The organism is Allobosea sp. R86505 (assembly GCF_042466375.1).
In the GTDB taxonomy this organism is placed as follows: Bacteria; Pseudomonadota; Alphaproteobacteria; order Rhizobiales; family Beijerinckiaceae; genus Allobosea.
The window spans coordinates 1,398,533-1,421,272 of record NZ_JAXHPY010000001.1; the positions used below are offsets into that span (position 1 = coordinate 1,398,533).

The 22,740-nt window shown below is 66.4% G+C and carries 20 protein-coding genes, 1 tRNA gene and 2 pseudogenes; 7 read left to right on the plus strand and 16 right to left on the minus strand.

The window, feature by feature from the left end:
* Positions 1-2: 2 nt before the first annotated feature.
* Together SJY11_RS06720 and SJY11_RS06725 are read right to left on the minus strand one after the other, a co-directional pair.
* Positions 3-1,112: an isocitrate/isopropylmalate dehydrogenase family protein gene (locus SJY11_RS06720; RefSeq protein WP_376985831.1), complete on the minus strand. Its 1,110-nt coding sequence runs from the start codon at positions 1,110-1,112 to the stop codon at positions 3-5.
* Positions 1,109-2,170 (minus strand): SMP-30/gluconolactonase/LRE family protein, encoded by a 1,062-nt coding sequence (locus SJY11_RS06725; RefSeq protein WP_376985833.1) that lies wholly within the window; start codon positions 2,168-2,170, stop codon positions 1,109-1,111. Before SJY11_RS06725 ends, SJY11_RS06720 begins: the two co-directional genes overlap by 4 nt.
* Before the next feature lie 185 nt (positions 2,171-2,355).
* Between SJY11_RS06725 and SJY11_RS06730 the strand changes: the two genes are divergently transcribed.
* The 3 genes from SJY11_RS06730 to SJY11_RS06740 are packed head-to-tail and all read left to right on the plus strand — an operon-like array spanning position 2,356 to position 5,191.
* Positions 2,356-3,366, plus strand: a complete 1,011-nt coding sequence (locus tag SJY11_RS06730) for a TRAP transporter substrate-binding protein (protein ID WP_376985835.1) — start codon at positions 2,356-2,358, stop codon at positions 3,364-3,366.
* Positions 3,367-3,381: 15 nt separating this feature from the next.
* Positions 3,382-3,903 (plus strand): TRAP transporter small permease, encoded by a 522-nt coding sequence (locus SJY11_RS06735; RefSeq protein ID WP_156450265.1) that lies wholly within the window; start codon positions 3,382-3,384, stop codon positions 3,901-3,903.
* A gap of 4 nt (positions 3,904-3,907) precedes the next feature.
* A complete protein-coding gene (locus SJY11_RS06740; RefSeq protein WP_376985837.1) occupies positions 3,908-5,191 on the plus strand; it encodes a TRAP transporter large permease in 1,284 nt (427 codons plus the stop codon).
* Positions 5,192-5,527: 336 nt separating this feature from the next.
* Here SJY11_RS06740 and SJY11_RS06745 read toward each other — a convergent pair whose 3' ends face one another.
* Positions 5,528-6,667: an enolase C-terminal domain-like protein gene (locus SJY11_RS06745; protein ID WP_376985839.1), complete on the minus strand. Its 1,140-nt coding sequence runs from the start codon at positions 6,665-6,667 to the stop codon at positions 5,528-5,530.
* Positions 6,664-7,344, minus strand: coding sequence for a GntR family transcriptional regulator (locus SJY11_RS06750; protein WP_376985841.1), 681 nt, complete (start codon positions 7,342-7,344; stop codon positions 6,664-6,666). The genes SJY11_RS06745 and SJY11_RS06750 overlap by 4 nt, the downstream gene beginning before the upstream one ends.
* A gap of 54 nt (positions 7,345-7,398) precedes the next feature.
* Between SJY11_RS06750 and SJY11_RS06755 the strand changes: the two genes are divergently transcribed.
* Positions 7,399-8,385 carry a Bug family tripartite tricarboxylate transporter substrate binding protein gene (locus SJY11_RS06755; protein WP_376985843.1) on the plus strand — a complete coding sequence of 329 codons (987 nt, stop codon included), beginning with the start codon at positions 7,399-7,401 and terminating at the stop codon, positions 8,383-8,385.
* Positions 8,386-8,609: 224 nt separating this feature from the next.
* Here the strand turns inward: SJY11_RS06755 and tnpC are convergent.
* The 9 genes and pseudogenes from tnpC to cpdR form a co-directional block, all read right to left on the minus strand.
* Positions 8,610-9,713 (minus strand): annotated as a pseudogene (gene tnpC, locus SJY11_RS06760) (IS66 family transposase); the annotation flags it as partial.
* A gap of 139 nt (positions 9,714-9,852) precedes the next feature.
* Complete coding sequence (gene istB / locus SJY11_RS06765; RefSeq protein WP_376985845.1) at positions 9,853-10,581, minus strand: IS21-like element helper ATPase IstB; 729 nt, start codon at positions 10,579-10,581, stop codon at positions 9,853-9,855.
* Positions 10,581-12,081, minus strand: a pseudogene (istA, locus tag SJY11_RS06770) (IS21 family transposase). Before istA ends, istB begins: the two are co-directional and overlap by 1 nt.
* A gap of 248 nt (positions 12,082-12,329) precedes the next feature.
* Entirely contained in the window at positions 12,330-13,307 is a 978-nt protein-coding gene (locus tag SJY11_RS06775) for a hypothetical protein (RefSeq protein WP_376985847.1), read from the minus strand.
* On the minus strand, positions 13,300-14,478 hold the full coding sequence (locus tag SJY11_RS06780) for a tyrosine-type recombinase/integrase (RefSeq protein WP_376985848.1): 1,179 nt from the start codon (positions 14,476-14,478) through the stop codon (positions 13,300-13,302). The genes SJY11_RS06775 and SJY11_RS06780 overlap by 8 nt, the downstream gene beginning before the upstream one ends.
* Entirely contained in the window at positions 14,475-14,672 is a 198-nt protein-coding gene (locus SJY11_RS06785; protein WP_376985850.1) for a helix-turn-helix domain-containing protein, read from the minus strand. Before SJY11_RS06785 ends, SJY11_RS06780 begins: the two co-directional genes overlap by 4 nt.
* 129 nt (positions 14,673-14,801) lie before the next feature.
* On the minus strand, positions 14,802-15,632 hold the full coding sequence (locus SJY11_RS06790; protein WP_376985852.1) for a hypothetical protein: 831 nt from the start codon (positions 15,630-15,632) through the stop codon (positions 14,802-14,804).
* A 329-nt stretch (positions 15,633-15,961) separates the two neighbouring features.
* A tRNA-Val gene (locus SJY11_RS06795) sits at positions 15,962-16,036 on the minus strand.
* A 150-nt stretch (positions 16,037-16,186) separates the two neighbouring features.
* Positions 16,187-16,546 (minus strand): cell cycle two-component system response regulator CpdR, encoded by a 360-nt coding sequence (gene cpdR, locus SJY11_RS06800; RefSeq protein ID WP_038363805.1) that lies wholly within the window; start codon positions 16,544-16,546, stop codon positions 16,187-16,189.
* A 261-nt stretch (positions 16,547-16,807) separates the two neighbouring features.
* On the opposite strand from cpdR, the gene SJY11_RS06805 reads away from it, so the two are divergent.
* Positions 16,808-17,728, plus strand: coding sequence for an N-formylglutamate amidohydrolase (locus tag SJY11_RS06805; RefSeq protein ID WP_376985855.1), 921 nt, complete (start codon positions 16,808-16,810; stop codon positions 17,726-17,728).
* Positions 17,729-18,059: 331 nt separating this feature from the next.
* On the plus strand, positions 18,060-18,842 hold the full coding sequence (gene hisN, locus SJY11_RS06810) for a histidinol-phosphatase (RefSeq protein WP_376985857.1): 783 nt from the start codon (positions 18,060-18,062) through the stop codon (positions 18,840-18,842).
* Here the strand turns inward: hisN and SJY11_RS06815 are convergent.
* Positions 18,747-19,811 (minus strand): alpha/beta fold hydrolase, encoded by a 1,065-nt coding sequence (locus SJY11_RS06815; protein WP_376985859.1) that lies wholly within the window; start codon positions 19,809-19,811, stop codon positions 18,747-18,749. The two genes, hisN and SJY11_RS06815, sit on opposite strands and share 96 nt — an antisense overlap.
* Positions 19,812-20,020: 209 nt before the next feature.
* On the opposite strand from SJY11_RS06815, the gene SJY11_RS06820 reads away from it, so the two are divergent.
* Positions 20,021-20,494: an Hsp20 family protein gene (locus SJY11_RS06820; RefSeq protein WP_267521307.1), complete on the plus strand. Its 474-nt coding sequence runs from the start codon at positions 20,021-20,023 to the stop codon at positions 20,492-20,494.
* Between the two features lie 104 nt (positions 20,495-20,598).
* Here SJY11_RS06820 and SJY11_RS06825 read toward each other — a convergent pair whose 3' ends face one another.
* Positions 20,599-21,549, minus strand: coding sequence for a hypothetical protein (locus SJY11_RS06825; RefSeq protein ID WP_376985861.1), 951 nt, complete (start codon positions 21,547-21,549; stop codon positions 20,599-20,601).
* Positions 21,550-21,638: 89 nt separating this feature from the next.
* Positions 21,639-22,703, minus strand: coding sequence for a threonine aldolase family protein (locus SJY11_RS06830; protein ID WP_376985863.1), 1,065 nt, complete (start codon positions 22,701-22,703; stop codon positions 21,639-21,641).
* Positions 22,704-22,740: the final 37 nt, after the last annotated feature.

Below are 22,740 nucleotides of genomic sequence, written 5' to 3' on the forward strand. Positions count from 1 at the left end.
GTTCAGGCTGCAACCGGCTCGGCGAGTCCGATCGCGTCGAGGACGCGTCGCGTGATCTCGCGGGTGCCGTCTCGCCCCCCGATTTCGTAAGGATGGAGGCCGTCGGCGAACGCCATGTCCACAGCCGAGCGGATCAGCCCTCCCGCCATGATGGCTTCGGGTCGCTGATGCTTGGCACCGAGCCATTCCAGCATCATCGCGGCAGACAGGAACATCGCGGTCGGGTTCGCCTTGTCCTGGCCGGCGATGTCGGGGGCCGTGCCGTGGCAGGGCTGGAACACGGCCTGGCGGTCGCCGATGTCCGCCGAGGGGGCAAAGCCCATCCCTCCCATCAGACCGGCGCCGAGGTCGGAAAGAATGTCGCCGAACATGTTCTCGGTGACCAGCACATCGAGGTCCCACGGCCGGCGGACCATATTGAGCGCCGTGGCATCGATATAGGCGTGCTCTGCGCGGATGTCCGGGAACAGCCTCGCCCGTTCGTCGAAGACCTTCCGGAAGAAGGCGAAGCTTGCGAACACATTGGCTTTGTCGACGCAGGTCACGACCCCCTTGCCGCCGCGGCCCTTTCGCTCGCGCGCGAGGCGGAAGGAGAAGTCGAACAGGCGTTCGCAAACCGCCCGCGTGATGACCATTGTGTCGCGCGCCTCGCGGTCTTCGACGACAACGCCCTTGCCCCGGGAAGAGAAGAGGCCTTCCGTGGACTCGCGGATCACCACGAAATCAAGCGTCTGCGCCCGCTCATCGGCCAGGACGGGCTTCATGTTCGGCAATGTCCTGACCGGACGGACGCCGGCATAGAGCCCGAACTCGATGCGCAGATCGATCTGCGGTGAGATTTCGGTCCCGTCTGCGTAGCGGATATCGGGCCAGCCCATCGCGCCGAGCAGGATGGCATCGGCCTGCGCCGCCGCCGCGAGCGTTTCCCTCGGCAGGGCAACGCCCGTGTCGCGGTAGCACAAGGCGCCGGCCTGCCTTTGGTCGAATGCCAGGCGGAAGCCGCCGATGCGCCCGGTCGCAGCCTCCAGGACGGCGAGGCTCGGTGCCGTTACCTCAACGCCGATGCCATCGCCCGGCAGCACGCAGATCTGGAATGTGTCGTTGGCGCTCATGATGTCCTCGTCGGAGATTCGTCGGGTGACCGACTGGCGGCAAGCGCCGCCAGAGGGCCGATGTCGAAATCGTAATGGGTCGGACGCTCGCCCTTCACGGCCGTGTCGAAAAAGGGTACCCGATCGTCCAGAAGGCAGCCGAGATAGGCTGTCGTCAAAGCCGCCCCTCCGAAGGCGAGGCTGGAGACATTCTTCAGTCTGTCGCTCTTGACCCCATCGAGATGCGGCCGCCCCATCGTGCCTGCCTGGAAGGCCGCCTCGACCCAGGCGAGGTGCCCTGGCTGCGAGTCCTCGAGCATGATCTGTTGCGCGCCTTCGGGGCTGACGCGGATCACGCGGTTAGAGACGATGCTGGTGACCCATGCACAGCCCTCGGCGTCCAGGACGACGCCGTCGGGAAACGTGCCCTCGCCGAAGCGGGCCAATGTCGTGCGATTTGACAGATCGCCATCGGGCCCGACGTCGAACCGGGTGAGCCGCCGCGCAAAGGTCTCGTTGACGAGAAGATGGCGCTCATCGGCGGACAGGGCACATTCGTTGGCATAGCCCAGGCCATCGGCGACGATGCGGGCGACGCCGTTCTCGACCAGTGCGATGAAGCCCGACGAGGCCGTCGGGCGGTAGTCGTCGCCTCGGGGCGCGATCCGAGTCGACACGGTGAGCCAGATGCGCCCTCGCCTGTCGCGCAGAGCAAAATTCGAAGGTGGGATCGGTGCCCCGTCGATATGCGCGACCAGCGTCTCGGTTCGGCCGTCCGGATACAGCCTGAACAGACCGCCATCATCCTGTCCGAGATGGGCGATGAGGAAGGATCCTCCCGGCTCGAGGGCAATGCCGTTGGGCCGCAATGGCGCCGCGCGATCCCGCGCCAGCAAACGCGTGACGCGCCCATCGGTCGCGATCAGCGCGACGCCGCCGCTGCCCGTCCAGTCTGCAGTGAAGAGCAGGCCGGAGCGATGTGTGACGACGCATTCCGGACGGCTGAGCCCGCGACCCAGGAACGCCAACCTGTCCAGCGCGATGCTGCCTGCGCGTTCAGGGGTCGCGGGTTCTGCCATGCCGAGGATCCGATCCAGATTGATGCGTTGACTAGCGCGTTTGTTAATGTATGCATAGATTCAAGATGCAGCCAAGGCAACCGCGTCTGCATCAAGGTTGATCTGCCAGCCGCCGACAAGAGCGGACGGCCGGGAACGCGTAACCAGCCGGCTGATCGCGTGCCGGCGCCAAGGGAGGACAAGCCATGACGTCCAAGCGTCACTTTGCAGCAATCCTGGGGGCTGGCCTTTTGTCGGCGCTCTGCGCCGGTTCCGCCCTCGCGCAGACGACACTGCGCTTCAGCCACACCGACACGCCCGTCGGCTCGCGTCAGAAGGCGGCCGAACTCTTCGCCCAGAAGGTCGAGGAGTATTCCAAGGGCAAGCTCAAGGTGCAGGTCTTCCACTCCGGCCAGCTCGCAAACGATCCCAAGGCGGTGGAGCAGCTGCAGCTGGGCGGCATCGACTTCACGGTGACGGCGACCGGCACCTATGCGACGCAGAACAAGGCCTTGAACCTCGCCGGGCTGCCGTTCCTGGTCGATACCTACGAACAGGGCTGGAAACTCTACGACGAGTCGCCCTACCTCAAAGCGCAGTTCGACGAACTGCCCAAGAAGGGCATCCGCATCCTCTCCACCTGGGAGGCGGGCTTCCGCTCCTTCACCACCAAGGAGCCTCTCGCGAGCCCGGCCGACGCCAAGGGCAAGAAGATGCGGGTGTTCCCGAATGACATGATCCGCTGGATCATGGAGTCGATCGGCTTCTCGCCGATCGTCTTGCCGGTGACCGAGGTCTATCTCGCCATCCAGCAGGGCACGGTCATCGGTCAGGAGAATCCGACCGATACGATCTATTCCCTGCGCTTCTACGAGGTCGCGCCCAACATCACGCTGACGCGACATGTCTATTCGCCACTGCCGCTCGCCATCGCGGAAGCGACCTGGCAGCGCCTGTCGGCCGAGGACCGGGATGCCGTGTCGAAGGCCGCCAGGGAGTCCTCGGCTCTGTCGCGCCAGCTCGTGCGGGGTGACGAGGAACGGCAATTGGCTGAGATGACAGCCAAGGGTGCCAAAGTCGCGAAACCCGCGATCGAGCCGTTCCGGGATGCCGTTCAGCCGGTCTACCAGAAGGCGAAAGACGCGTTCGGCGCCAAGGATGTCGATGCGATGCTCGCATCGGCCGACGCCATCCGCAAAGCTCTCCCGTCCAACTGACGCGTGCGCGAACCGGTGACAGCGTTTTTCCACCGCCCGCATCGCCCAGAACCCGCTGCCCTGCGGGTTCTGGGCGATGCCATCGACATCGCTCTGGTCGGGCTCTCGCTCGTGCTCGTCGTGGTGATGTTCACCAATGTCCTGGCGCGCGGTTTCCTGAACATCGACATCGCCTGGAACACCGAGTTCGGCGAATTCTGTTTGGTCTGGGCGACGTTTGTCGGAGCCGCCGCCGCGGCGCGGCGTGGAGCCCATATGCGGATCACCGAATTGATCGAGGCGGCTACTCCGCAAATACGTCGCGGGCTGGAACTGGTGACACGGCTCGCGATCCTGATCCTCCTTGGCCTGCTGATCTGGCGCGGCCTGCTGATCGTCGAGCGCACCATGACGCAGGAGATGAGCGTGCTGCACTGGCCCGTGGGGCTCCAGTATCTCGCGATGCCGATCGGCTCACTGCTCACCGCGATCTACGTCGCCTATGACGCCTCGCTCCTGCTGCGCGGCGAGGCTGCCCTCGCACCGGCCGTGGAGTAGCGCCGTGGTCCTCGTCGTCATCTGCGTGCTCTTCTTCGGCCTGGCACTGCTCGGCATGCCGCTGGTCTGGTCCCTGTTGCTGACCACGCTCGCCACGATCGCCGTGTTCGGGCGCTTCTACCCCATGGAAGCGATCTTCCTGACCTATGTCGGTGGCGTGGAGCCCTTGTATCTCGCTGCGATTCCCCTGTTCGTCCTCGCCGGCGAGTTAATCAGCCAGGGCGGCGTCGGACGCCGGCTGATCGCCTTCGCGAGCAGTCTCCTGGGCTTTCTGCCGGGCGGGCTCGGCGTCGTCACCGTCTCGTCTGCAACGCTGTTTGGCGCGATCTCCGGCTCGGCCGTCGCGGATTCAGCCGCGATCGGCTCGGTCATGATTCCCGGCATGAAACGGAAGGGTTATCCGCCGCCGTTTTCGGCGGCACTGGTTGCCACCTCCGGCACGCTCGGCATCCTGATCCCGCCCTCGATCCCGCTGCTGGTCTACGGCTTCGTCGGCAACGTCTCCGTGGCGGAGCTGTTTCTGTCGGGCGTGGTTCCCGGCCTGCTGTTCGCCGGCTGCCTGATGGCGCTGTGCATCTACAAGGGCCGCAAGCTCGGCTGCGATGTCGGCGGCACACGGCCCGACTTCAAGCAGCTTCGCGCCTCCTTCCTCGACACGGTTCCAGCGCTTCTCGCCCCCGTGATCATTCTCGGCGGCATTTACAGCGGTTTGTTCACGCCGACCGAGGCTGCGGCGATCGCCGTCGTCTACGGTCTCGTGCTGGCGTTCGTAGTCTATCGCGAGTTGCCGCTCAGCGCGCTGCCTGGGCTCACCCTCCAGGCGATGATCACCAGCGCGGTCGTCTTGGTCGTGATCGGCGCGACGGCGGCGCTCGCCTGGCTGATCACGGTCGAACAGGTGCCCGCGCAGTTCTCGGCCTGGATCGCCCAGATTTCCAGTTCGAAATGGGTGTTCCTCGCACTGCTGAACGTTCTCCTGATCCTGATCGGCATCTTCCTAGAGCCGCTGCCCGCACTCATCCTGACCGCGCCGTTGTTCATCCCGACCGCGACGGCCTTCGGTGTTGATCCGGTCCATCTCGGACTGATCATGACCTTCAATCTCGCGATCGGGCTCTATACACCGCCGGTGGGCGGCACGCTGTTTGTCGCGGCCCGGATCGCAAATGTTGGGATGGGGGCGATCTCCCGGGAGTTGCTGCCGATGTTTGCGATTGCCCTCGCCATGCTTGGACTCGTCACCTATGTCGAGTCGGTGCCGATGGCGCTGGTTTGGCTCAGCCGGTAGCGACATGCGTGCCACTCTCTACCGAACCAGCCTTTTCAAAGGCCTGCGGGCTGGACGGCACTTAAAGAGCCGATTGCGGCTGCAGCGGCCCCAAGGATTTGGGGCGTGCACGTCTCTCGTTGTTACCCTCCCTGGGCAACGCTGGCGCGCCGACGTCAGGCAAACAAGATGAGGAAGGGCGAAGATCGTCCGCTCACCCTCAATCGTGTTGCTCGCGGGTCGCGTGACTGCGCTTCACTTGGGCCAGCAGGTCAGCGTTGATCACCTCGGCATGGGGTCGGCACGTCGTGCCGGAAGCCCTCGTCCTTTCGGTCAAGCATGAGGCATGATTCCACCCTATTGAGGCGACGGCAGAGCCAGATCGACGCACAGCAGCGGAACGAGACACGCCTCATTCAACGCGATGCCGAGCCCGCTTCCCTGCGGGACCTTCGAGCAGCCCCCGGCGACTGCGGGCAGGGCTGGCGAGGCGAGATCCCAGAACAGCGGGGTCTCGTCGAGTTGCATCTCAAGCATTGTGAAGCCGGGCAGTACTTGGCAGACTTGCAGGCTCGCCGCGTGGCAAATTGGCCCTGTGGGGTTATGAGGCGAGACCTCGACGCCTTTTTGGCTGAGCGCCTCGGCCGTCCGCATCATCTCGGCGACGCCACCTACATATTTCATATCCGGCATCATCACGTCGTAGGTGCCGGCCTCTGCGAACGCGAGAAATGCGGCTGAACCGACGAACTCCTCAAGCCCGGCAAGGCGCGTGCCGCGCGCGTTGAGGCGGGAACGGAGGCTGCGCAATGTCGGTGCCCTGTCCGGCGTCTCGATGATCGGACATTCCAGCCAATAGAGCTCGAACGGGACGATCGCCTCGACCAGTTCGGCAGCCATGCGCTCATCGAAGCGCCAGTGGCAATCAACCATAAGCCTGGCGGCTGGGCCTACAGCAGCCCGCACCGCCGCAATGCGCGCAAGACCGCTCTGCATCGCCGCAATCCCTTCGCCGGCTGCGCAGCGTTCCCGTGTCACCTCGTCGAAGGGAGCAATCTTGAAGGCCGAGAAGCCCTGCGCGCGCGCATGGTGTGCGCTCGACGCGAAGCCCTCCGGTGAACGATCGGTGGTGCGGCGGTTGATGTTGGCATAAAGGGCGATCGTTGCGTCGGCCTCCCCTCCCAGTTGCGCCGCGATTGATTTTCCCTCGCGCTGCCCTGCCGCGTCATGGCAGGCTACGTCAAATGCGGAGCGGATCGCGGCCGCCGGCAGGGGCAAGTCGCGCTCCGGAGGTTCACCCATGCCTGTCTGGATCCAGAGTGGCAGGTGTCTCTCCGCCGCGTCGATCAGTTGCCGCTCGCGACCGTTCAAACTCGCCTCTCCGACCCCCTCGATGCCCGAGGCGTAGGCAACGCGCAGAAAAGCCCAGACGGTCTTCGGGTTGATCCGCGCCAGCTGCAGCCGCACGCTGCGAATGGCGTCGCTGCCATGATTCACTGAGACGCCTCCAATAGAGCAGTCATCTGAGCCAGCAGATCCTGGCGTGTCTTGACGACATGGGCCCCGACCAACAGGGCGCTGGCTTCCGCATCGCGATCGCGTAGCGCGCGGATGATGTGGTCGTGATCGTCGGCAACGCCACCAAGCCGCTCTGGCCGGTAGCCGAAACGCGACCAGAGTGCCGCCAGTAGAAGCCAGTGCCGATCCAACACGTTGAGCGCCTCGGCATTGCCCGAGACCTCGTAAATGCGGCGATGAAAGCGCTGATTGACCGCGACCGCCTCGCCATATCGCCCACTCTCGGCGAGCGTGAGCCGCTGTGTCTCAAGCGTCTCGATCTCGATCATGTCCCTTGCAGTGACTTTGGTCGCCGCTTCGCGCGCCAGCGTCATCTCCATAGCCAGGCGAATGCTAAGCAGATGCAAGAACCGCTGACGGTCAATGCTGACGACCCGCGCCCCGCGATTGGGCTCGGTCGTGACCAATCCCTCACCCGCCAGGCTGCGCAGCGCCTCCCGGACCGGCATATGCGAGGCATTGTAGCGCGAGGCGAGATCGTCGATGCGCAGTCGTGCGCCGAAAGCGAGCGCACCGGAAACGATATCGCTGCGGATTTGCTCCTTGACATCATCAGCTCGGATCGCTTTCATGATTTGATCAAAAACATAGATCATTGCCGTCGGTCAAGACGATATCATGGGCTATTTGATCAAATGGGAGGGTTGTCGATGTTGAAGCGGTCTCTTTCCTGCTGTGGTTCCGCCATCTTCGCGGTCATGCTCACATCGCTCGGGCCTGCCTGCGCGCAGAGTTGGCCAGACCGACCGGTCACCGTCATCGTGCCGAGCCCGGCCGGCGACGGCTCGGACATCGCGGCACGGCTGATCAACGAGAAACTGCGCGTAGCGCTCGGGCAGCCGTTCGTCGTCGAGAACCGCCCAGGCGCCGGCGGCGTCATCGGTTCTGCCGCGGCGGCGAAGGCAGCACCCGACGGCTACACCTTCATCATGGGCAATGCAGGCTCGCACGGCATCAATGCAGCGATCTACGCCAACATTCCTTATGATGTGATGCGGGATTTCGTGCCTGTGTCGCTGGTCTATCGCGCGCCCAACATCTTCATCGCCAGCCAGAAGCTCCCGGTATCGAGCATGTCGGAACTCATAGCCTATGCGAAGGCCAATCCGGGGAAGCTGAGCTTTGCCTCCGGAGGCGCCGGTTCCTCTGCGCATATGAGCACCGAGTATCTCAAGGCGCTGACCGGCATCGAGGCGACGCATGTGCCCTATCGTGGCGCAGGACCAGCGCTGAACGACATCGTCTCCGGACAGGTTGAGTTCATGGCGGTAAACCTGCCGCCTGCGATCGGACTGGTGAAGAGCGGCCAGATCAAGCCGCTGGCAGTGACTACGCTCAAGCGCACGCCGGTATTGCCGGACGTGCCAACCGTAGACGAGTCCGGCGTGCGGGGCTTCGAGACCGTGGCATGGTTCGGCTTGCTCGCGCCGAGTGGCGTGCCGCAGACGATCGTCGAGCGCCTCCATGGCGAGATCGCCAAGGCCTGCGCGGCAAAAGACGTGCAGGAAAAGCTTGCCGTCCTCGGGGGCGAAACGGTCTGCAATACCCCGGCGGAGTTTCGCGATTACCTGGCCTCTGACATCGCGCGCTGGAAGGATGTGGCGGCCAAGGGCTCAATTAAGATCCAGGCTCCATAAGGGTCGGAGCGCTCGGCAGCGACTGAAAAGTCGCAGCCCCCCGGCCACTTGCCCGGTGAGCATGACAATGCCCGCGGCTCTCCCGGTTGCCTGCCCGAGTTGGCAGGCGATCGCGGCCGGCGAGGATCGATGAGTGATGATGACCGCAGTTGTCGCGCAGGTTAGGGCTACTTTCGTCCCTGTAGTTCCTCGGTCATCCAGGCGCCTGTGCGTAAGCGTTGTTCTCAGGCCACGGCCTTGAGCGGCAGTTTGGCGTAGGCCCAAGGCAGCAGATCGTCGAGCTGGCTTTGCGGGTGGCCGGCGACGATACGGGCGATGACGTCGGCGAGGTAGGCTTGCGGATCGACGCCGTTGAGCTTGGAGGTCTCCACGAGCGAGGCGACGACTGCCCAGTGCTCGGCGCCGCCATCGGATCCGGCAAAGAGCGCGTTCTTGCGGTTCAAAGCGATCGGTCGGATCGCGCGCTCGACCACGTTGGAGTCGATCTCGACGCGGCCGTCGTCGAGGAAGCGTGAGAGACCGGCCCAGCGCGAGAGCGCGTAGCGGATGGCCTCGGCAAGCTTGCTCTTCTGGCTGACGAGGCCGAGCTTGTCCTTGAGCCACGGCTCCAGCGCCGCGACAATGGGGCGGCTTCGGGCCTGGCGGGCGGCGCAGCGTTCCTCGGCCGAGCAGCCTTTGATGTCGGCCTCGACCTGATAGAGCGTCGCGATGCGCGCGAGCGCTTCCGTGGCGATTGGCGCGGGGCCACCTTGCGCGAGATCGTAGAACTTCCGTCGGACGTGGCTCCAGCAGAAGGCCAGGCTCACGGCATTCCTCTCAGCCAGCGCCTTGTAGCCGGCGTAGCCGTCGACCTGGAGCACGCCGGTGAAGCCTTGAAGATGCCGGATCGGCTGGTCAGCCTTGCGGTCGGGCGCATAGAGATAGGCCACGCCAGGAGGGTCTGCGCCGCCCCAGGGCCGTTCGTCACGGGCGTAGGCAAAGAGCTGGCCGGTCTTGGTCCGGCCGCGGCCGGGATCGAGCACCGGCGCCGTCGTCTCGTCGGCGAAGAGCTTGGTCGATGCCTTCAGCCGCTCGAACAAGCGCTCATGGACCGGCCGTAGGAGGAAGGCTGCCTTGCCGACCCAGTCAGCCAGGGTTGAGCGGTCCAGGTTCACGCCCTGCCGGCCATAGATCTGGGCCTGGCGGTAAAGCGGCAGGTGGTCGGCGTATTTGGCGACCAGAACATGGGCCACCGTTGCCTCGGTCGGGATGCCGCCCTCGACGAGCCGGGCGGGTGCCGGCGCCTGCACCACGACCTCCTCGCAGGCCCGGCAGGCGTATTTCGGTTGTCAAACGGCGTGCAATATTGCCCCCCGATCGGCGTCCAATCTTGACCCCTTGATGGGCTGAGGCGGTGAGGAGGCGGCGCGGCGGAGCTGGTTTGGGTTGCGCAGCCGCGCCGGCTCCGGGTCGCCGGCGGCGCGTGGCTCAGAGCCTGTTCTTGAAGCGCCAGCTCTCGTTGCCGGTCTCGACGATGTCACAGTGATGGGTCAGCCGGTTGAGGAGCGCGGTGGTCATCCTGGCGTCGCCGAAGACGGAGGGCCACTCGCCGAAGGCGAGGTTGGTGGTGACGATGACGGAGCTCTGTTCGTAGAGCCTGCTGATCAGGTGGAACAGCAACTGGCCGCCGGACTGGGCGAAGGGCAGATAGCCGAGTTCGTCGAGGACGATGAAGTCCATGCGCGAGAGATAGTCGGCCATACGGCCCTGGCGGCCGGCGCGGGCCTCGGCCTTGAGTTTGTTGACGAGATCGACGACGTTGAAGAAGCGCCCTCGCGCACCGGCACGGATGCAGGCCCGGGCGATCGCGATGGCGAGATGGGTCTTGCCGGTCCCCGTGCCGCCAACGAGGACGACATTGCGCTGATGGGCGATGAAGTTGCCGCCGGACAGGTCGCGGACGAGCGTCTCGTTGAGCGGCGTGCCATCGAAGACGAAGTCGCCGACGTCCTTGGCGAGCGGCAGCTTGGCGATGGTGATCTGGTACTTGATCGAGCGCGCCTGCTTCTCGGCGATCTCGGCTGAGAGCAGATCGCCGACGATGCGCTGGGGTTCGTGCTGGCGCTTCACCGCCGTGGTGATGATCTCGTCGAAGGCGGCCTTCATGCCATAGAGCTTGAGCTCGCCCATGGTGGCGAGAATCTCTGAGCGTTCCATCACACGGCTCTCCTGAGGCTGTCGTAGCGGGCGCAATCGGCGGCGGGCTCATGGCGCAGGCGCAGCGCATCGGGCGTCATGATGGTGATCGCGGCTGCCGGCTCCCGGCGCCGGGCCAGGATGTTGAGAATGACATCGGCCGAATGCACGCCCTGCTTCAGCGCCTCTGCGCAGGCGGCTTCGACCGCCGGCAAGCCGTCGCTCAGAACCGTGGTCAGGATATCGACCATCTGCCGGTCCCCATCCTGCGCGGCCGCCAGCTTCCGACGCACCCGGTTCGAGTGCAGCCGGAAGTATCCAGTCCTTGAAGGGCGCCCCATTGCGCAGGGCGCCCGGTTTGCGGGCCAGAACCGGCACATAGTGCCAGGGATCGAAGGTCGTCTGATCGCGGCCGTAGGAGCGGGCGTGCTCGCCGACGATGCGACCGTCCTGACGCAGCTCGATCCGATCGGCATAGGCGCGGATCTCGACGGGTCGGCCGATCGCGCTGGCTGTGACCGAGTACCTGTTGTTGTCGAAGCGGACCAGGCAGGTCTTCGACACCGCCGCCGGCAACGCATGGAAGCCGTCGAAGCGCCCGACATAGGGAACGAGACTCGGCCGCTCGGCTTCGAAGGCCTCCCAGATCGTGACATCGCGCCGCTCGGGATGGCGATGCGCCTTGGCATAGCTGATCACCTGATCCATCAGCCAGGCGTTCAGCTCGTCATAGTTCTTGACCCTGAGCCGGGGCGCGAAGAAGCGCTCGCGCACCAGGCCGACCTGGTTCTCGACCTGTCCCTTCTCCCAGCCAGAGGCTGGCGTGCAGGCGACGGGATCGACCAGGTAGTGGCTGCACATCTGCAGGAAGCGCCGGTTATAGGCGCGCTCCTTGCCCACGAAGATGGTCTCGACCGCCGTCTTCATGTTGTCGTAGATGCCGCGCGTGCAGGCGCCCTTGAAGAAGGCGAAGCCCCGGTCGTGGGCGTCGAAGACCATCTCCTGGCTCTCGCGGGGATAGGCCCGCACGAACAGCATGCGCGAATGGCAGAGCCGCAGATGGGCGACCTTCACCTTGGTCGTCGCGCCGTTGACGACGACGATCTCGTGGCTCCAATCGAACTGGTAGGCTTCACCGGGCGCGAAGCTCAGCGGGACATAGGCATCGGCGGTGACGGCCGACTGCTCGCGGCGCCAACCTCGCGCGTAGCGGCGAACGGCATCATAGCTGCCCTCGTAACCGCAGCCACGCAGCTCCTCGAATATCCGGATCGGCGTCAGGCGCTCACGCGCCGGCTTGCCCTCGTTGGCCATCAGCAGCCGGTCCAGATCAGGGCGCCAGGGCCCGATCTTCGGCTGCGGCTGAACCGTCCGCTCGTACTCGAACGACGTCGCGCCCGAGCGCAGCACCTTGCGAACCGTGTTCCGCGAGACGTGAAGCTCGCGGACAATCTCCTTGATCGTCTTCCCCCGGACCGAAAACTCGCGCCGGATCCGCGCAATCGTATCCACGCCCTTCATCCCCCGCCCGCCCGTCTGAAACCAAAACGGGCAGTCTCACCGAAACCGGCTCAAGGGGGTCAAAGTTGGACGCCGATCCCCCGCCTCAAGGGGTCAAACTTGCACGCCGAAACACAATCTCGGGCTTTGGATAGCCGACGTGCTCGTTCTTGCGGGCCTGGCAGTAGCGCGAGAGGCTTGATTCGGACGTGGCAAAGTAGTCGACGCGGCCGCTTTCAATTTCGAGGATCGCGGCAAACTTGCGCGCTTCACCGGAGTCCGATGGAGCTCCGACTGAGACCGGTGGCCTTCGCCTGTTCGAACGTTGCGAACTTGGCAGCGAAGACGGTGCGGACGAGCCCGACTTCGTCGGGTGCGGCATTCGGGATCGGATACGTCCGGCCCTTGCCCAGGCGCGGGCGGGCATAGTGGTGTGACGCGGTGGCGTCCGTGGAATGACCGAGCAGGGCTGCGACCATAGTGAGGCCATCCGCGCTGTCCGAGCCGGAAGCGTAGCGTGCCTTCGCGTTCGCGGCGAACTCGTGCCTCGGCGTATAGAGCGACGGCCTCTTCGTCCGTCGAGGGAACGCCCTTAGGCTTTGACCGTGCAGCGCATCCCCAAGACGCTTCTGGAGCGTCGGATAGTCCGCGCCTGCCTCCCTAGCGACTGCGATCCAAGCGTTCAGCGCCCGCGACAGCGTCTGCGGGAGGCCGTAAAAGATCAGCGTACGCCTCAGCGAGTGCGCCCGGAGGTCGTTCGCCTTCGCGTTCTCCACCGTAACGATCGTCCGGTCGCCGTCATGCAGCACCTCGACGCTGGGCCATTCGCACGGTCGCAGGCCGGTAAGTGTCGCAGCCTGCAAATAGGCGATCAAGGCATCGCGCAGCGGCGACCGGCTCGCGATCGTCACTGCAATTAGCCTTTCGACGTCGCCGAGCGGAAGGTGCTTCGCCTTCCTCGCCGAGGTTCTCGGCAGCAAAGACATGCGAACGGCGTCGTCGACGGGCCGGGTGGACCTCAGCCGCTTGGCGAGCAGCAACCGCTCGGCCCCGCCCCCATCCTCCAAGACGTGCGCCGCTGCACATCGATATTGGCGCCAGGACGACTCCGTGATTTCCCGCCGCTTGGTTTCGATCAGCCAGTCGACGTAGTCGGCATCGGACAGCCTTTCTTGCCCGAGCGTGGCTGCCGCGGCCCGACGCAGCTTCGCGTCCCGACGGCGGTAGGCGCGCGGCGTGTCAGTCATCGCGCTGCGCCCGTTGACGCCTGAGCTTCCACATCAGCGCGACGGCCGGCGGTGGCTCGAGCAGCGGAGTGTTCGCGTATGCCCCGATCTCCGCGACGAACTTCTCGGTCGCGCGCTTCGCGTCTATCAGAAATTCCGGCTCGTAGGGGCTGTAGATCAGTGTCGTCTCGGGGCTCGCAGAGGGCGCGACGTGTCCCAGCCATACGCCGATCTGCTCGTGGTCGACACCATTCCTCAGCATGAACCGGCCTAGGGAGTGGCGGACCGAATAGCTGTTGGCACTGGGGTCGAGAAGCGCTCGCTGGACCGCAGCAGCGCGGCCCTTCTTGACGTTCTTCACGGGTCCGCCTCGCCAAGTCACTGCGTGTCCAGGCGGGAGCTGTTCGACCCAGGGGCGCAGATGATCATGGATCGGCAAGAACGGGCGCCACTTGGTGGTCTGGACGCGACCCGTCGGATTCAGCCTAATCAACGCGGGATCCCATTCGAACGATTCCTGCCGCAGATCCAGGATCGCGGCCGTCCTGGCGCCGGTCCCCAGCAGAAAAGCGAACCAGACCTGCAGATGGGGCTCCTCGATGGCATCGTAGAAGCGCGCCAGTTCGGCGATCGAAAGAATCGCGCCCTTGGGCTCGGCGGACCTGACGTGATTCTTGGTCCGGAACTCGGGTACTTTCCGGAACGAGACGATCTCGCCGTTGTCGTGGGCACGACGCAATGCCGAGCGTGCGGTGGAAATCCTGCGGCTGACCGTGCCGATCGTCTTCCCGTCGGCCAGCCAGCGGTCGCGCAGGGATTCCCAGTCCTTCGGCACGAGACTGGAGACCTTCCTGTCCGCGAGGTCCGACGCGAGGAACAGGTCGATGTGGATCGCTTCGGCTTCGGCCGACGCCAGCTTTGCGACGTAAGGGCGGTGGGCGTCGAGGACCATGCGCAGCGTCTTCGGTCCCGCGGTTTTCAGATACGGACGCGGGTCGCCGTCCACGCCCTGGTCGACCAAGGCGTAGACCTTGATCACGCCGTCGGCCAGGTTTTCGGTCCGCAAGGACGCGCGCACGACCTGCCGCGTCTGGGCATTGTACCATGCGACGAACAGCTGCTTCGACTGGCTGTGCTGCACGAGAGCGTACGGACCGATGCGCGTGAGCTCGGAATAGGTGACGCGGATCATCGCCGACCCTCGTCCCGGTCGCGGCCCGTGACGAAACGCACGAGCGCGCTGCTGGTGAACAGGAGCCGGCCCTTGATCGGGACGCGATCGAGCTCGCCGCGCTGCGCCATGCGCGTCACGGTCGCTCGGGAAACGCGCAGGCGTTCCGCGACCTCGCTCGCCGTCATCACCGTGAAGTCATCGTCCCGATCCATCCGTCTTCCCAATGTAGCGTATGTGGTATTCACGATGCGGCGGTGCAGGCGTCGTCAGCCGGCGAGCTCCTATAATGCCCTATATGCTATTCTGGTCAAGCCAGTCGCTTCATCGCCCGAGGGACTTGGTTAACGGCCTGTAATTTCGTCGTCTCGATAGCGGAGATGTTCGCGGATCAGCAGCGTCAACGCCTCCCGCTGATCCGCGGTCGCAAGGTCGTTCTCGACGGATGCGAATCTGATCTCCAGCCGCGTTGGAAACTCGTGTCGCATCTGCCGCGCCGTTTTCGACAATTCATCCAATGCGATTTCGCTGCAGACGACGGTCCTGGAACAGGTGACGACCGATCGGAGGACCGTTCCCTCTATCAGCAGCGGAGCGTTGGCGAGCTTGGTCGTCGGCGACTGCGCCGCGATCGCGAACGCCGCGAGCCTGAAGTTTTCCATGCTCACCACGACCGCCGGCATCAGAGGTCGGTCGAAGAACTGCACGTTGTAAAACACGCCGTTCTTAGGAAGGTTCGCCATCACGACCTCGCTCAGGCGAGCGGGTTCCCCCGCCGAAACCTCGATGCGCTTCAGCTTGGCTGCGATTCGATCGGCTTCCGCGCGGAAGGACAGCACGGTCCCTTCGCCGGCGAGAAGTTTCTTTAACAGGTCGGCGCCCGACGCGACGTTCAGACGATGCGCCTTCGACACGGCCTCGATCGCGAGAATGGCGGGGCGAGCCCGCATCGACTTCAGGTCGACGCCCTGCTCTTCGAGAAAGGAGAGCATTCCCAAGGCGCGGCGGGTCGTGTTGACGGCGAGACCGGTCTCCTCGGCCACCTTCCCGACAAAGGCGTTGCGCTCGCCGAGCTGCGTGGCCCGGAATCCAGCCAGATAAGGCAGCATCCGATCGAACCAGCCGCCGTCGTGCTTGCGGATGCGACCGGGGCGGGAAGGGGGCTTGACGGCCATGCGGATCCGAATAGCATATAACCACATTCGCGGCAATCGCCGCAGGCGCAATTTGTCGCGCGTTACCTCGAAGTAACGTGGCAGTCGGGGAGTCGGAGTTCGGATGGCGCTGTTTCGGCCTGAAGGCGGCATGGAGATCGGTGGGGCGATCGGCTTCGGCCGCTCGGCTCGGCTGTCGTCGAATCGTCCGGGCATAGCGGTCTCCAGCGAGGAGAAGGCTGAGCTGCTTTCAGATTGCTTTGAGATGGCCGCATACGGCGTCGCGAACGGGGTCGAAAACGAAAACCCCGAAAACCGCTTTTCTGAAGCGATTTCCGGGGCTTGGGAAATGGTGGGCGCGACAGGGATCGAACCTGTGACCCCTACGATGTCAACGTAGTGCTCTCCCGCTGAGCTACGCGCCCGTCTGCCGCGTCGGGATATCGCGGCTTTCGGAACCGGTCCCGCCGTTGCCGGGCGACCATGTTGCGAGGTGTGCGGCTATAGCCGCTCGCTTCGAGGCTTGCAAGGCGCTTTGTGGAGAAAGCGTCACAGGCCCCCAAACGCCAGCGGCCTCAGGCCGCCAGCAGCTTCTCGACCTCATTCACCAGCTCGCGCAGGTGGAAGGGCTTGGAGAGCACCTTGGCATCCTTGGGCGTCTGCGAATCGGGGTTGAGCGCCACCGCCGCGAAGCCGGTGATGAACATCACCTTGATGTCGGGATCGAGTTCCGTGGCGCGGCGCGCCAGCTCGATGCCGTCCATCTCGGGCATGACGATGTCGGTCAGGAGCAGCTCGAAGGGCTCTTCGCGCAACCGGTTGTAGGCCGAGAGCCCGTTGTCGAAGGAGGCCACGTCGTAGCCTGCATTCTGCAGGGCCTTGACCAGGAACCGGCGCATGTCGTTGTCGTCTTCGGCGAGGAGTATCTTGGTCATGGGCCTGATCTGTCCGTCCCGTAAGGCCTGTGTTCTGGTGCAGCGGAAGCCGGCGAGGCACCCCGGTTCCGTTCTCGTCAGGTTTCCGCGCCCCAACCCTGCGCGCCTGCGGCGGCAGGGTTATCGGCCCGCCCCCGCAGTGGGAACCCACGGTTTCTATAAGGCATCAGCATGGTAAACAACGGGTGAATCCGTGGCCGATGCCGGTCCTGCGCGGGCAGCCCTTCAACCTCGTGGCGTTGTGTGCTTGTGTTCGGGCCGATGAGCGATCCGTCCGCCCCGTTCCCGCCCCGTCCCGACGATGTCGTGCGCGAGATCGAGCGACCCTACACGCTGTACCAGCCGGCGCTGCACATTGTGCCGGTCGTCGTCGATGTGCCCCATGCGGGACGCCACTATCCACGGGCCTTCGTCGAGCGTGCGCGGCTGCCGCTGCGCTCGCTGCGCCGCTCCGAAGACGCCTATGTCGACCGACTTTTCCGCCACAGCGTCGCGCTGGGCGCGCCGCTGCTCGTCGCCGAGTTTCCGCGCGCCTATCTCGACGTCAACCGCGAGCCCTACGAACTGGATCCGCGGATGTTCGACGGGCGGTTGCCGCCCTTCGCCAACACCCGCTCGCTGCGGGTCGCGGGCGGGCTCGGCACGATTCCCCGCATCGTCGGCGACGCGCACGAGATCTATTTCGGGCGAATCCCGGTCGAGGAGGCGCTGTCGCGCATCGACGGGCTCTACCGCCCCTATCATGCCGGGCTGCGCGACCTCGTGCAGCGCACGCAGCGCGCCTTCGGGACCTGCATCCTGGTCGATGCGCATTCGATGCCCTCGACCGGGCTCGACCGCGACGGTCCGGCCAAGCCCGACATCATCCTGGGGGACCGCTTCGGCACCAGCGCGGCCGGCTACGTCACCGACATCGCGGAAGCCGCCTTCGCCCGTCTCGGCCTTCGCGTGACGCGTAACCGCCCTTATGCCGGCGGCTTCATCACCGAGCATTACGGCGCGCCGGGCACCGGCGTGCACACGCTGCAGATCGAGATCAACCGCGCTCTCTACATGGACGAGGCGACGCTGCTGCCTCACGCCGGATTCGCGGAACTGGAGCAGGCGATCAGCGGGGCGATGGCGGAGTGCTTCGCGCGCTGGAGCGGCTGGCTCGACGACTACCGGCAGGCGGCCGAGTAGCGGTGCGCGGATGTCGTTGCCGTCGCAACAGAAAAAAGGGCCGCACACTTGCGTGGCGGCCCAAGTCTAGGGAGGAAACGCCCAAGGAGGGCAACGAAGGCTTGAGGTCATCGCCCCTTCGCAGTGCACAATATGACGGTGCAGCGCAAAAAAGCAAGTGGCCTGACCAAAATTCTGTGGCTGGGATCGTCGGGTGTGGCATGCAGGAAACGCAGGGCGAGCGCGGTCGCGTCGAAGCGCCCGGCCTCCAGTGCTTGCCTTCGGGCGCCTGGCCGCCCATCACCGGGGCGCTGCGGCGTGGCGCCTGCAGCGGTCGCGCAGGGGGTATCTGATGAGTGCCGTCGATTTCGGAGCCTTCGTGGCGGATCTCGCCACCCAGTCGGGCCGGGCGATCCTGCCCTTCTTCCGCGCCCATCACGGGCTCGAGGACAAGTCGGGCGGCGGCGTCTTCGACCCCGTGACCGAGGCCGACCGGGCCGGCGAGACGGTGATGCGCCACATGATCCGGCGCCAGTTTCCGGCCCATGGCGTGCTCGGCGAGGAGTTCGGCAGCGAGAACACCGAGGCAGAATATGTCTGGGTTCTCGATCCGATCGACGGTACGCGGGCCTTCATCTCCGGCATTCCGGTCTGGGGTACGCTGATCGGGCTGACCCGGGGCGGTGCGCCGGTCTACGGCATGATGCATCAGCCCTTCACGGGCGAGCGCTATTCCGGCGATGGCGGCGAGGCGCGCTATGAGGGGCCGGGCGGCCCGCGCACGCTGCGCACGCGGGCGGTGTCCAGCCTCGCCGCCGCGACGCTGATGACGACCTCTCCCGCCCTGTTCGAGGGCGACGAGGCGCAGGCCTATGCCCGCGTCGAGGGCGCGGTCCGCCTCGCCCGCTATGGCTGCGACTGCTACGCCTACTGCATGTTGGCCGCCGGCCATGTCGATCTCGTCATCGAGAGCGGGCTGAAGCCCTACGACATCGTCGCCCTGATCCCGATCATCGAGGGGGCGGGCGGCATCGTCACCTCATGGGACGGAGGCAGCGCCGCCGGGGGCGGGCGCATCCTCGCCGCCGCCAACAAGGCGCTGCATGAAGCCGCTTTGGCGCTGCTCGCCGGCTGAATCGTCGCTGGCCGCGAGCTGTGCGTCCTCGCCCGGCACGAAGGCGTCGAAGGCGGCCCAGAATTGCGCCCGGATCGGGTCGCTCTCCATCAGGATTTCGTGGCGCGCCTCGCGCAGGACCAGCGCCTGGCCGGTCTTCAGCCGCGCAGCGAAGCGCTCGATCGCCGGGGTCGAGACGATCCGGTCCCGCCCGGCGGCGATGACGAGGGTCGGCACCCGGACCTCGCGGGCGGCGTGGGGGGCGGCGAGCCGCGCCATCAGGCGAAAGGCGGTCCTGACCCAGCCGATGGTGGGGTCGCCGATGCTGAGATGGCGCGCCGCCGCCGACAACGCGCTGTTGCGCGCATAGCGGACCGGGTCGCCGGTGAGGCGGTTGCCGTCAAAGGGCTTGGTGGCGATGGCCGTTTCGCCGCCGCCGGGCACGAAGCCCTTGCCGAAGCCGAGCCAGAACAGCGCGCCCGCCAGCCGGCTGGCGCGGCGCGGGTTCTCGATGATGGTCAGCTCCAGCATCGGCGCGAGCGCGACGAGCCGGGCGACGGGCAGCCGGTCGTGGCGCGCCGCGTCGAGGCACAGCGCCGCGCCCATCGAATGGGCCAGGGCGAAATAGGGTCCGGGCAACCGCTCCCGCATCTGCGCCGTGGCCAAAGCGAGATCGGCTTCGTACTGGCGCAGCCGGCCGACATGGCCTTTGCGCTCGCGGCGGACGAAGCGTTGCGAGCCGCCCTGGCCGCGCCAGTCGAAGGCCAGCACATGGAAACCGCGGCGGCGCAGTTCAGCCACCGTCTCGCCATAGCGCTCGATGAATTCGGCCCGGCCCTGCACGAGCAGAATGGTGCCGCGCACCGGCTTCACCGTCGGGCGCCAGCTCGCGAAGCGCAGCTGCGCCCCGTCGCGCGTGCGAGCGGTCCAGGCGCGGCCATGGCCCGGCGGCGGATAGTCGGGATGAGCGAAGAGTTCGGCGTCGGCCATGGCGGCTTCCCGGCGGCTGGCGCGATCCCGGCGGTGACGCAGCCCTGATCCGCCCCACCGCTTATGCCCCTCCCGGAGGGCTCTTGAAAAGCCGAAAACGCTATCCCAGATCAGCTCTGCGCAGGCCGGAATGGCTGCGCGACCCCAGACCGGGCCCGCGCTCATGACGAGGCGGGCCGGACACGAACGTCGCTTCTTTGGAGGACATCATGCGTCAATTCGATCTTTCCCCGCTCTATCGCTCGACCGTCGGCTTCGACCGTCTGTTCTCGCTGCTCGACCAGGTCGGCAGCGCCGAGTCGGCCCCGAGCTACCCGCCCTACAACATCGAGCGCACGGCCGAGAACGCCTACCGCATCACCATCGCGGTCGCCGGCTTCGGCGAATCCGACCTCTCGATCGAGAGCAAGGAGAACGCGCTGACGGTGCGCGGCGAGAAGCAGGCCAACGACAATGGCGAAAAGCGCGAAATCCTGCATCAGGGCATCGCCGCGCGCGCCTTCGAGCGCCGCTTCCAGCTCGCCGACTATGTCCAGGTGACGGGTGCTAGCCTCGAGAACGGGCTGCTCCACATCGATCTCGTGCGCGAGATTCCCGAGGCGAAGAAGCCGCGCCAGATCGCGATCGGCACCGGCAGCGCCAAGGTGATCGAAGCCAAGGTCGAGGCCGCCAAGGCCGCCTGATCAGGCCGCGGCCGCCGATAGTTCGGCAGGGCGCCCCCGGGAAGCCGGGGGCGCTTTTTTATGGCGATCCGTTTCGACGACAGCGTTCGCCCCCGGCGGGAATCTCAATCCATCGGCACGACGGGAACGGCGGGCGTCTCGGGCCGGGGCTGGGCCGTGGTCGTATCCTGAGGCTGCACCGGCGGAAGCTGTGCCGGAATGCCAGGGTTATCGGAGCGGGCGAGCGGCGGCGTGCGCTCGCCCGCTTCGCTGCCGCGCACATCGGTCGGGTTGACCAGGCGGGGCTTCTCCGCGCCCGTGGCCGGATCGGCCGCACCCGGCGTCGGTGCCGCGGGCGCGGCAGGCGCGGGCGGCGTGTCGGTGGCGGGGGCTGCGGCCTCGGCCGGCGGCTTCTCCGGGGGCGGGGCCGGTTCGGACCGCGGGGGCGCGGCCGGGGCGGGCGGAATCTGCGTCGCCGGCGCGCTGGCCTCGGTCGGCGCCTTGCGCTCCTGGGTCGGGCCGGGCTCGGCCTTGGGCGTCTCGGCCTTGGGCGGTGCGGCGGGAGAGGGCGGGACCACCGTGGCGGGCGCGGTCGCCTGTCCTGGCGGCTTGGGTGGGGTGGGCCGTTCGGGTGGCTGCGGCGCGAGGCGCTGGGAACGCGGCCTGGCCTCGCCGCGCGGGTCGGTCCGGGCGACACGAGGGGCGGTGCGCGGCGGCGCCTGGAGGATGATCTCGTCGAGCACCTGCCCGCTATAGGGATCGAGGATGAGCCTGACGCGGGCGCCCGAGCGGGTGCGGCCATCGACGACATAGGCGGAGCCCGTCGCAATGGTGCGGTCGACGCGGGTCAGGCCGTAGTCGCGCGCCGCGATCCGCCCGATGGCGCGCTGCGGGATCGGCGCCGGAGGACGCGGGGCGAGGTAGCGATAGCCATAGCCGAAGCGCTGCTCGATATAGGGCGCGTCGTCATAGAGGTAATATTGCGCCGATGCGGTGCCGGTCGCGCCGGCGAGCGCGCCGGCGACGGCCACGCCCATCAGCGCATGGCGCTGCGCGGCGGTCGAACGAATGGCCATGGTGGAGCATCCCTTTCAAGGACGAACTGACAGGCCTTCAGTCTTCCTTAGGGATTGCGGCGGGCGTGGGGCTGAATCCGGGAGCGACGTCAGCCCTCGCGCGCCGCGAGCAGGGCCATGAGGCGTCCCACCTCGGCTTCCGGCGTCGCGAAGGACATGACGAAACGGCCCACCACCTCGCCCTCGGCCAGCGCCTCGCCCTCGGGAAGGGCGCGTGCCGACCAGTCGAGATAGCCGACGCCGGCCGCCTTCAGCCGTGCCTGCAGGGCGGGAGACAAGATCGGAAACACTTCATTGGCCTGGCAGGGCCAGGCGAGGCGGGCTTCACCGCTCGCCACGACGGCCTGGGCGAAGCGCTGCGCCATGGCGTTGGCGTGGCGCGCCAGATCGAGCCAGTGCCCGTCGGCCAGCAGCCCCTCGAACTGCGCGCCGATCAGCCGGCCCTTGGAAAGCGTCTGGCCGGCTCGCTTGCGGCGCCATTTCATCTCGGCCGCGCGGCCTGCGTCGAAGAAGACGACCGCCTCGGCCGCCCAGGCGCCGTTCTTGGTGCCGCCGAAGGAGAGGACGTCGACGCCGGCCTTCCAGGTCGTCTCGGCCGGGCTGCAGCCCAGCGTCACCAGCGCATTGGCGAAGCGGGCGCCGTCCATGTGCAGGGCCAGGCCGCGGGGTGCGGCGGCGGCCTTCAGCGCCCGGATCTCGTCGGGGGTGTAGATCGTGCCGCATTCGGTCGCCTGGGTGATCGAGAGCGCCTGCGGCTGGACCTGGTGGAGCGCGCCCTCGCGAAAGCGGGCCAGCGTGTGCGTGACGGCCTCGGGCGAGAGCTTGTTGCCGGCGCCGGGCAGGCCGATCAGCTTGGCGCCGTCGCTGAAGAATTCCGGCGCGCCGCATTCGTCGTCGGCGACATGGCTCTCCTCATGGGTAATGACCGCGCCCCAGGGGCGGGTCAGGCTCGCCAGCGCCAGCGCATTCGCCGCCGTGCCGCTGGTGACGAGGAAGACCGCGACCTCCCGCTCAAAGATCTCGGCGATGCGGCGCTCGGCGGCGCTCGTCCAGCCATCCGTGCCATAGGCCGAAGCCGCTCCGTCATTGGCGGCGGCGATCGCTGCCATGACCTGCGGGCTCGCGCCTGCCGTGTTGTCGCTGATGAAGTTCATGCCGCCAGCGATAGAGCCCGGCGGTGCCGGAGCCAAG

Excerpts from the sequence above, each read along its gene's own strand:
- hisN (WP_376985857.1), top strand. The coding sequence starts at position 18,060 with ATGAGTGCCGTCGATTTCGGAGCCTTCGTGGCGGATCTCGCCACCCAG.
- SJY11_RS06790 (WP_376985852.1), bottom strand. The coding sequence starts at position 15,632 with ATGGCCGTCAAGCCCCCTTCCCGCCCCGGTCGCATCCGCAAGCACGAC.
- SJY11_RS06755 (WP_376985843.1), top strand. The coding sequence starts at position 7,399 with ATGTTGAAGCGGTCTCTTTCCTGCTGTGGTTCCGCCATCTTCGCGGTC.
- SJY11_RS06825 (WP_376985861.1), bottom strand. The coding sequence starts at position 21,549 with ATGGCCATTCGTTCGACCGCCGCGCAGCGCCATGCGCTGATGGGCGTG.
- SJY11_RS06785 (WP_376985850.1), bottom strand. The coding sequence starts at position 14,672 with ATGGATCGGGACGATGACTTCACGGTGATGACGGCGAGCGAGGTCGCG.
- cpdR (WP_038363805.1), bottom strand. The coding sequence starts at position 16,546 with ATGACCAAGATACTCCTCGCCGAAGACGACAACGACATGCGCCGGTTC.
- SJY11_RS06780 (WP_376985848.1), bottom strand. The coding sequence starts at position 14,478 with ATGATCCGCGTCACCTATTCCGAGCTCACGCGCATCGGTCCGTACGCT.
- SJY11_RS06830 (WP_376985863.1), bottom strand. The coding sequence starts at position 22,703 with ATGAACTTCATCAGCGACAACACGGCAGGCGCGAGCCCGCAGGTCATG.
- SJY11_RS06805 (WP_376985855.1), top strand. The coding sequence starts at position 16,808 with ATGAGCGATCCGTCCGCCCCGTTCCCGCCCCGTCCCGACGATGTCGTG.
- SJY11_RS06815 (WP_376985859.1), bottom strand. The coding sequence starts at position 19,811 with ATGGCCGACGCCGAACTCTTCGCTCATCCCGACTATCCGCCGCCGGGC.
- SJY11_RS06720 (WP_376985831.1), bottom strand. The coding sequence starts at position 1,112 with ATGAGCGCCAACGACACATTCCAGATCTGCGTGCTGCCGGGCGATGGC.
- SJY11_RS06775 (WP_376985847.1), bottom strand. The coding sequence starts at position 13,307 with ATGACTGACACGCCGCGCGCCTACCGCCGTCGGGACGCGAAGCTGCGT.
- SJY11_RS06750 (WP_376985841.1), bottom strand. The coding sequence starts at position 7,344 with ATGATCTATGTTTTTGATCAAATCATGAAAGCGATCCGAGCTGATGAT.
- SJY11_RS06730 (WP_376985835.1), top strand. The coding sequence starts at position 2,356 with ATGACGTCCAAGCGTCACTTTGCAGCAATCCTGGGGGCTGGCCTTTTG.
- istB (WP_376985845.1), bottom strand. The coding sequence starts at position 10,581 with ATGGAACGCTCAGAGATTCTCGCCACCATGGGCGAGCTCAAGCTCTAT.
- SJY11_RS06725 (WP_376985833.1), bottom strand. The coding sequence starts at position 2,170 with ATGGCAGAACCCGCGACCCCTGAACGCGCAGGCAGCATCGCGCTGGAC.
- SJY11_RS06820 (WP_267521307.1), top strand. The coding sequence starts at position 20,021 with ATGCGTCAATTCGATCTTTCCCCGCTCTATCGCTCGACCGTCGGCTTC.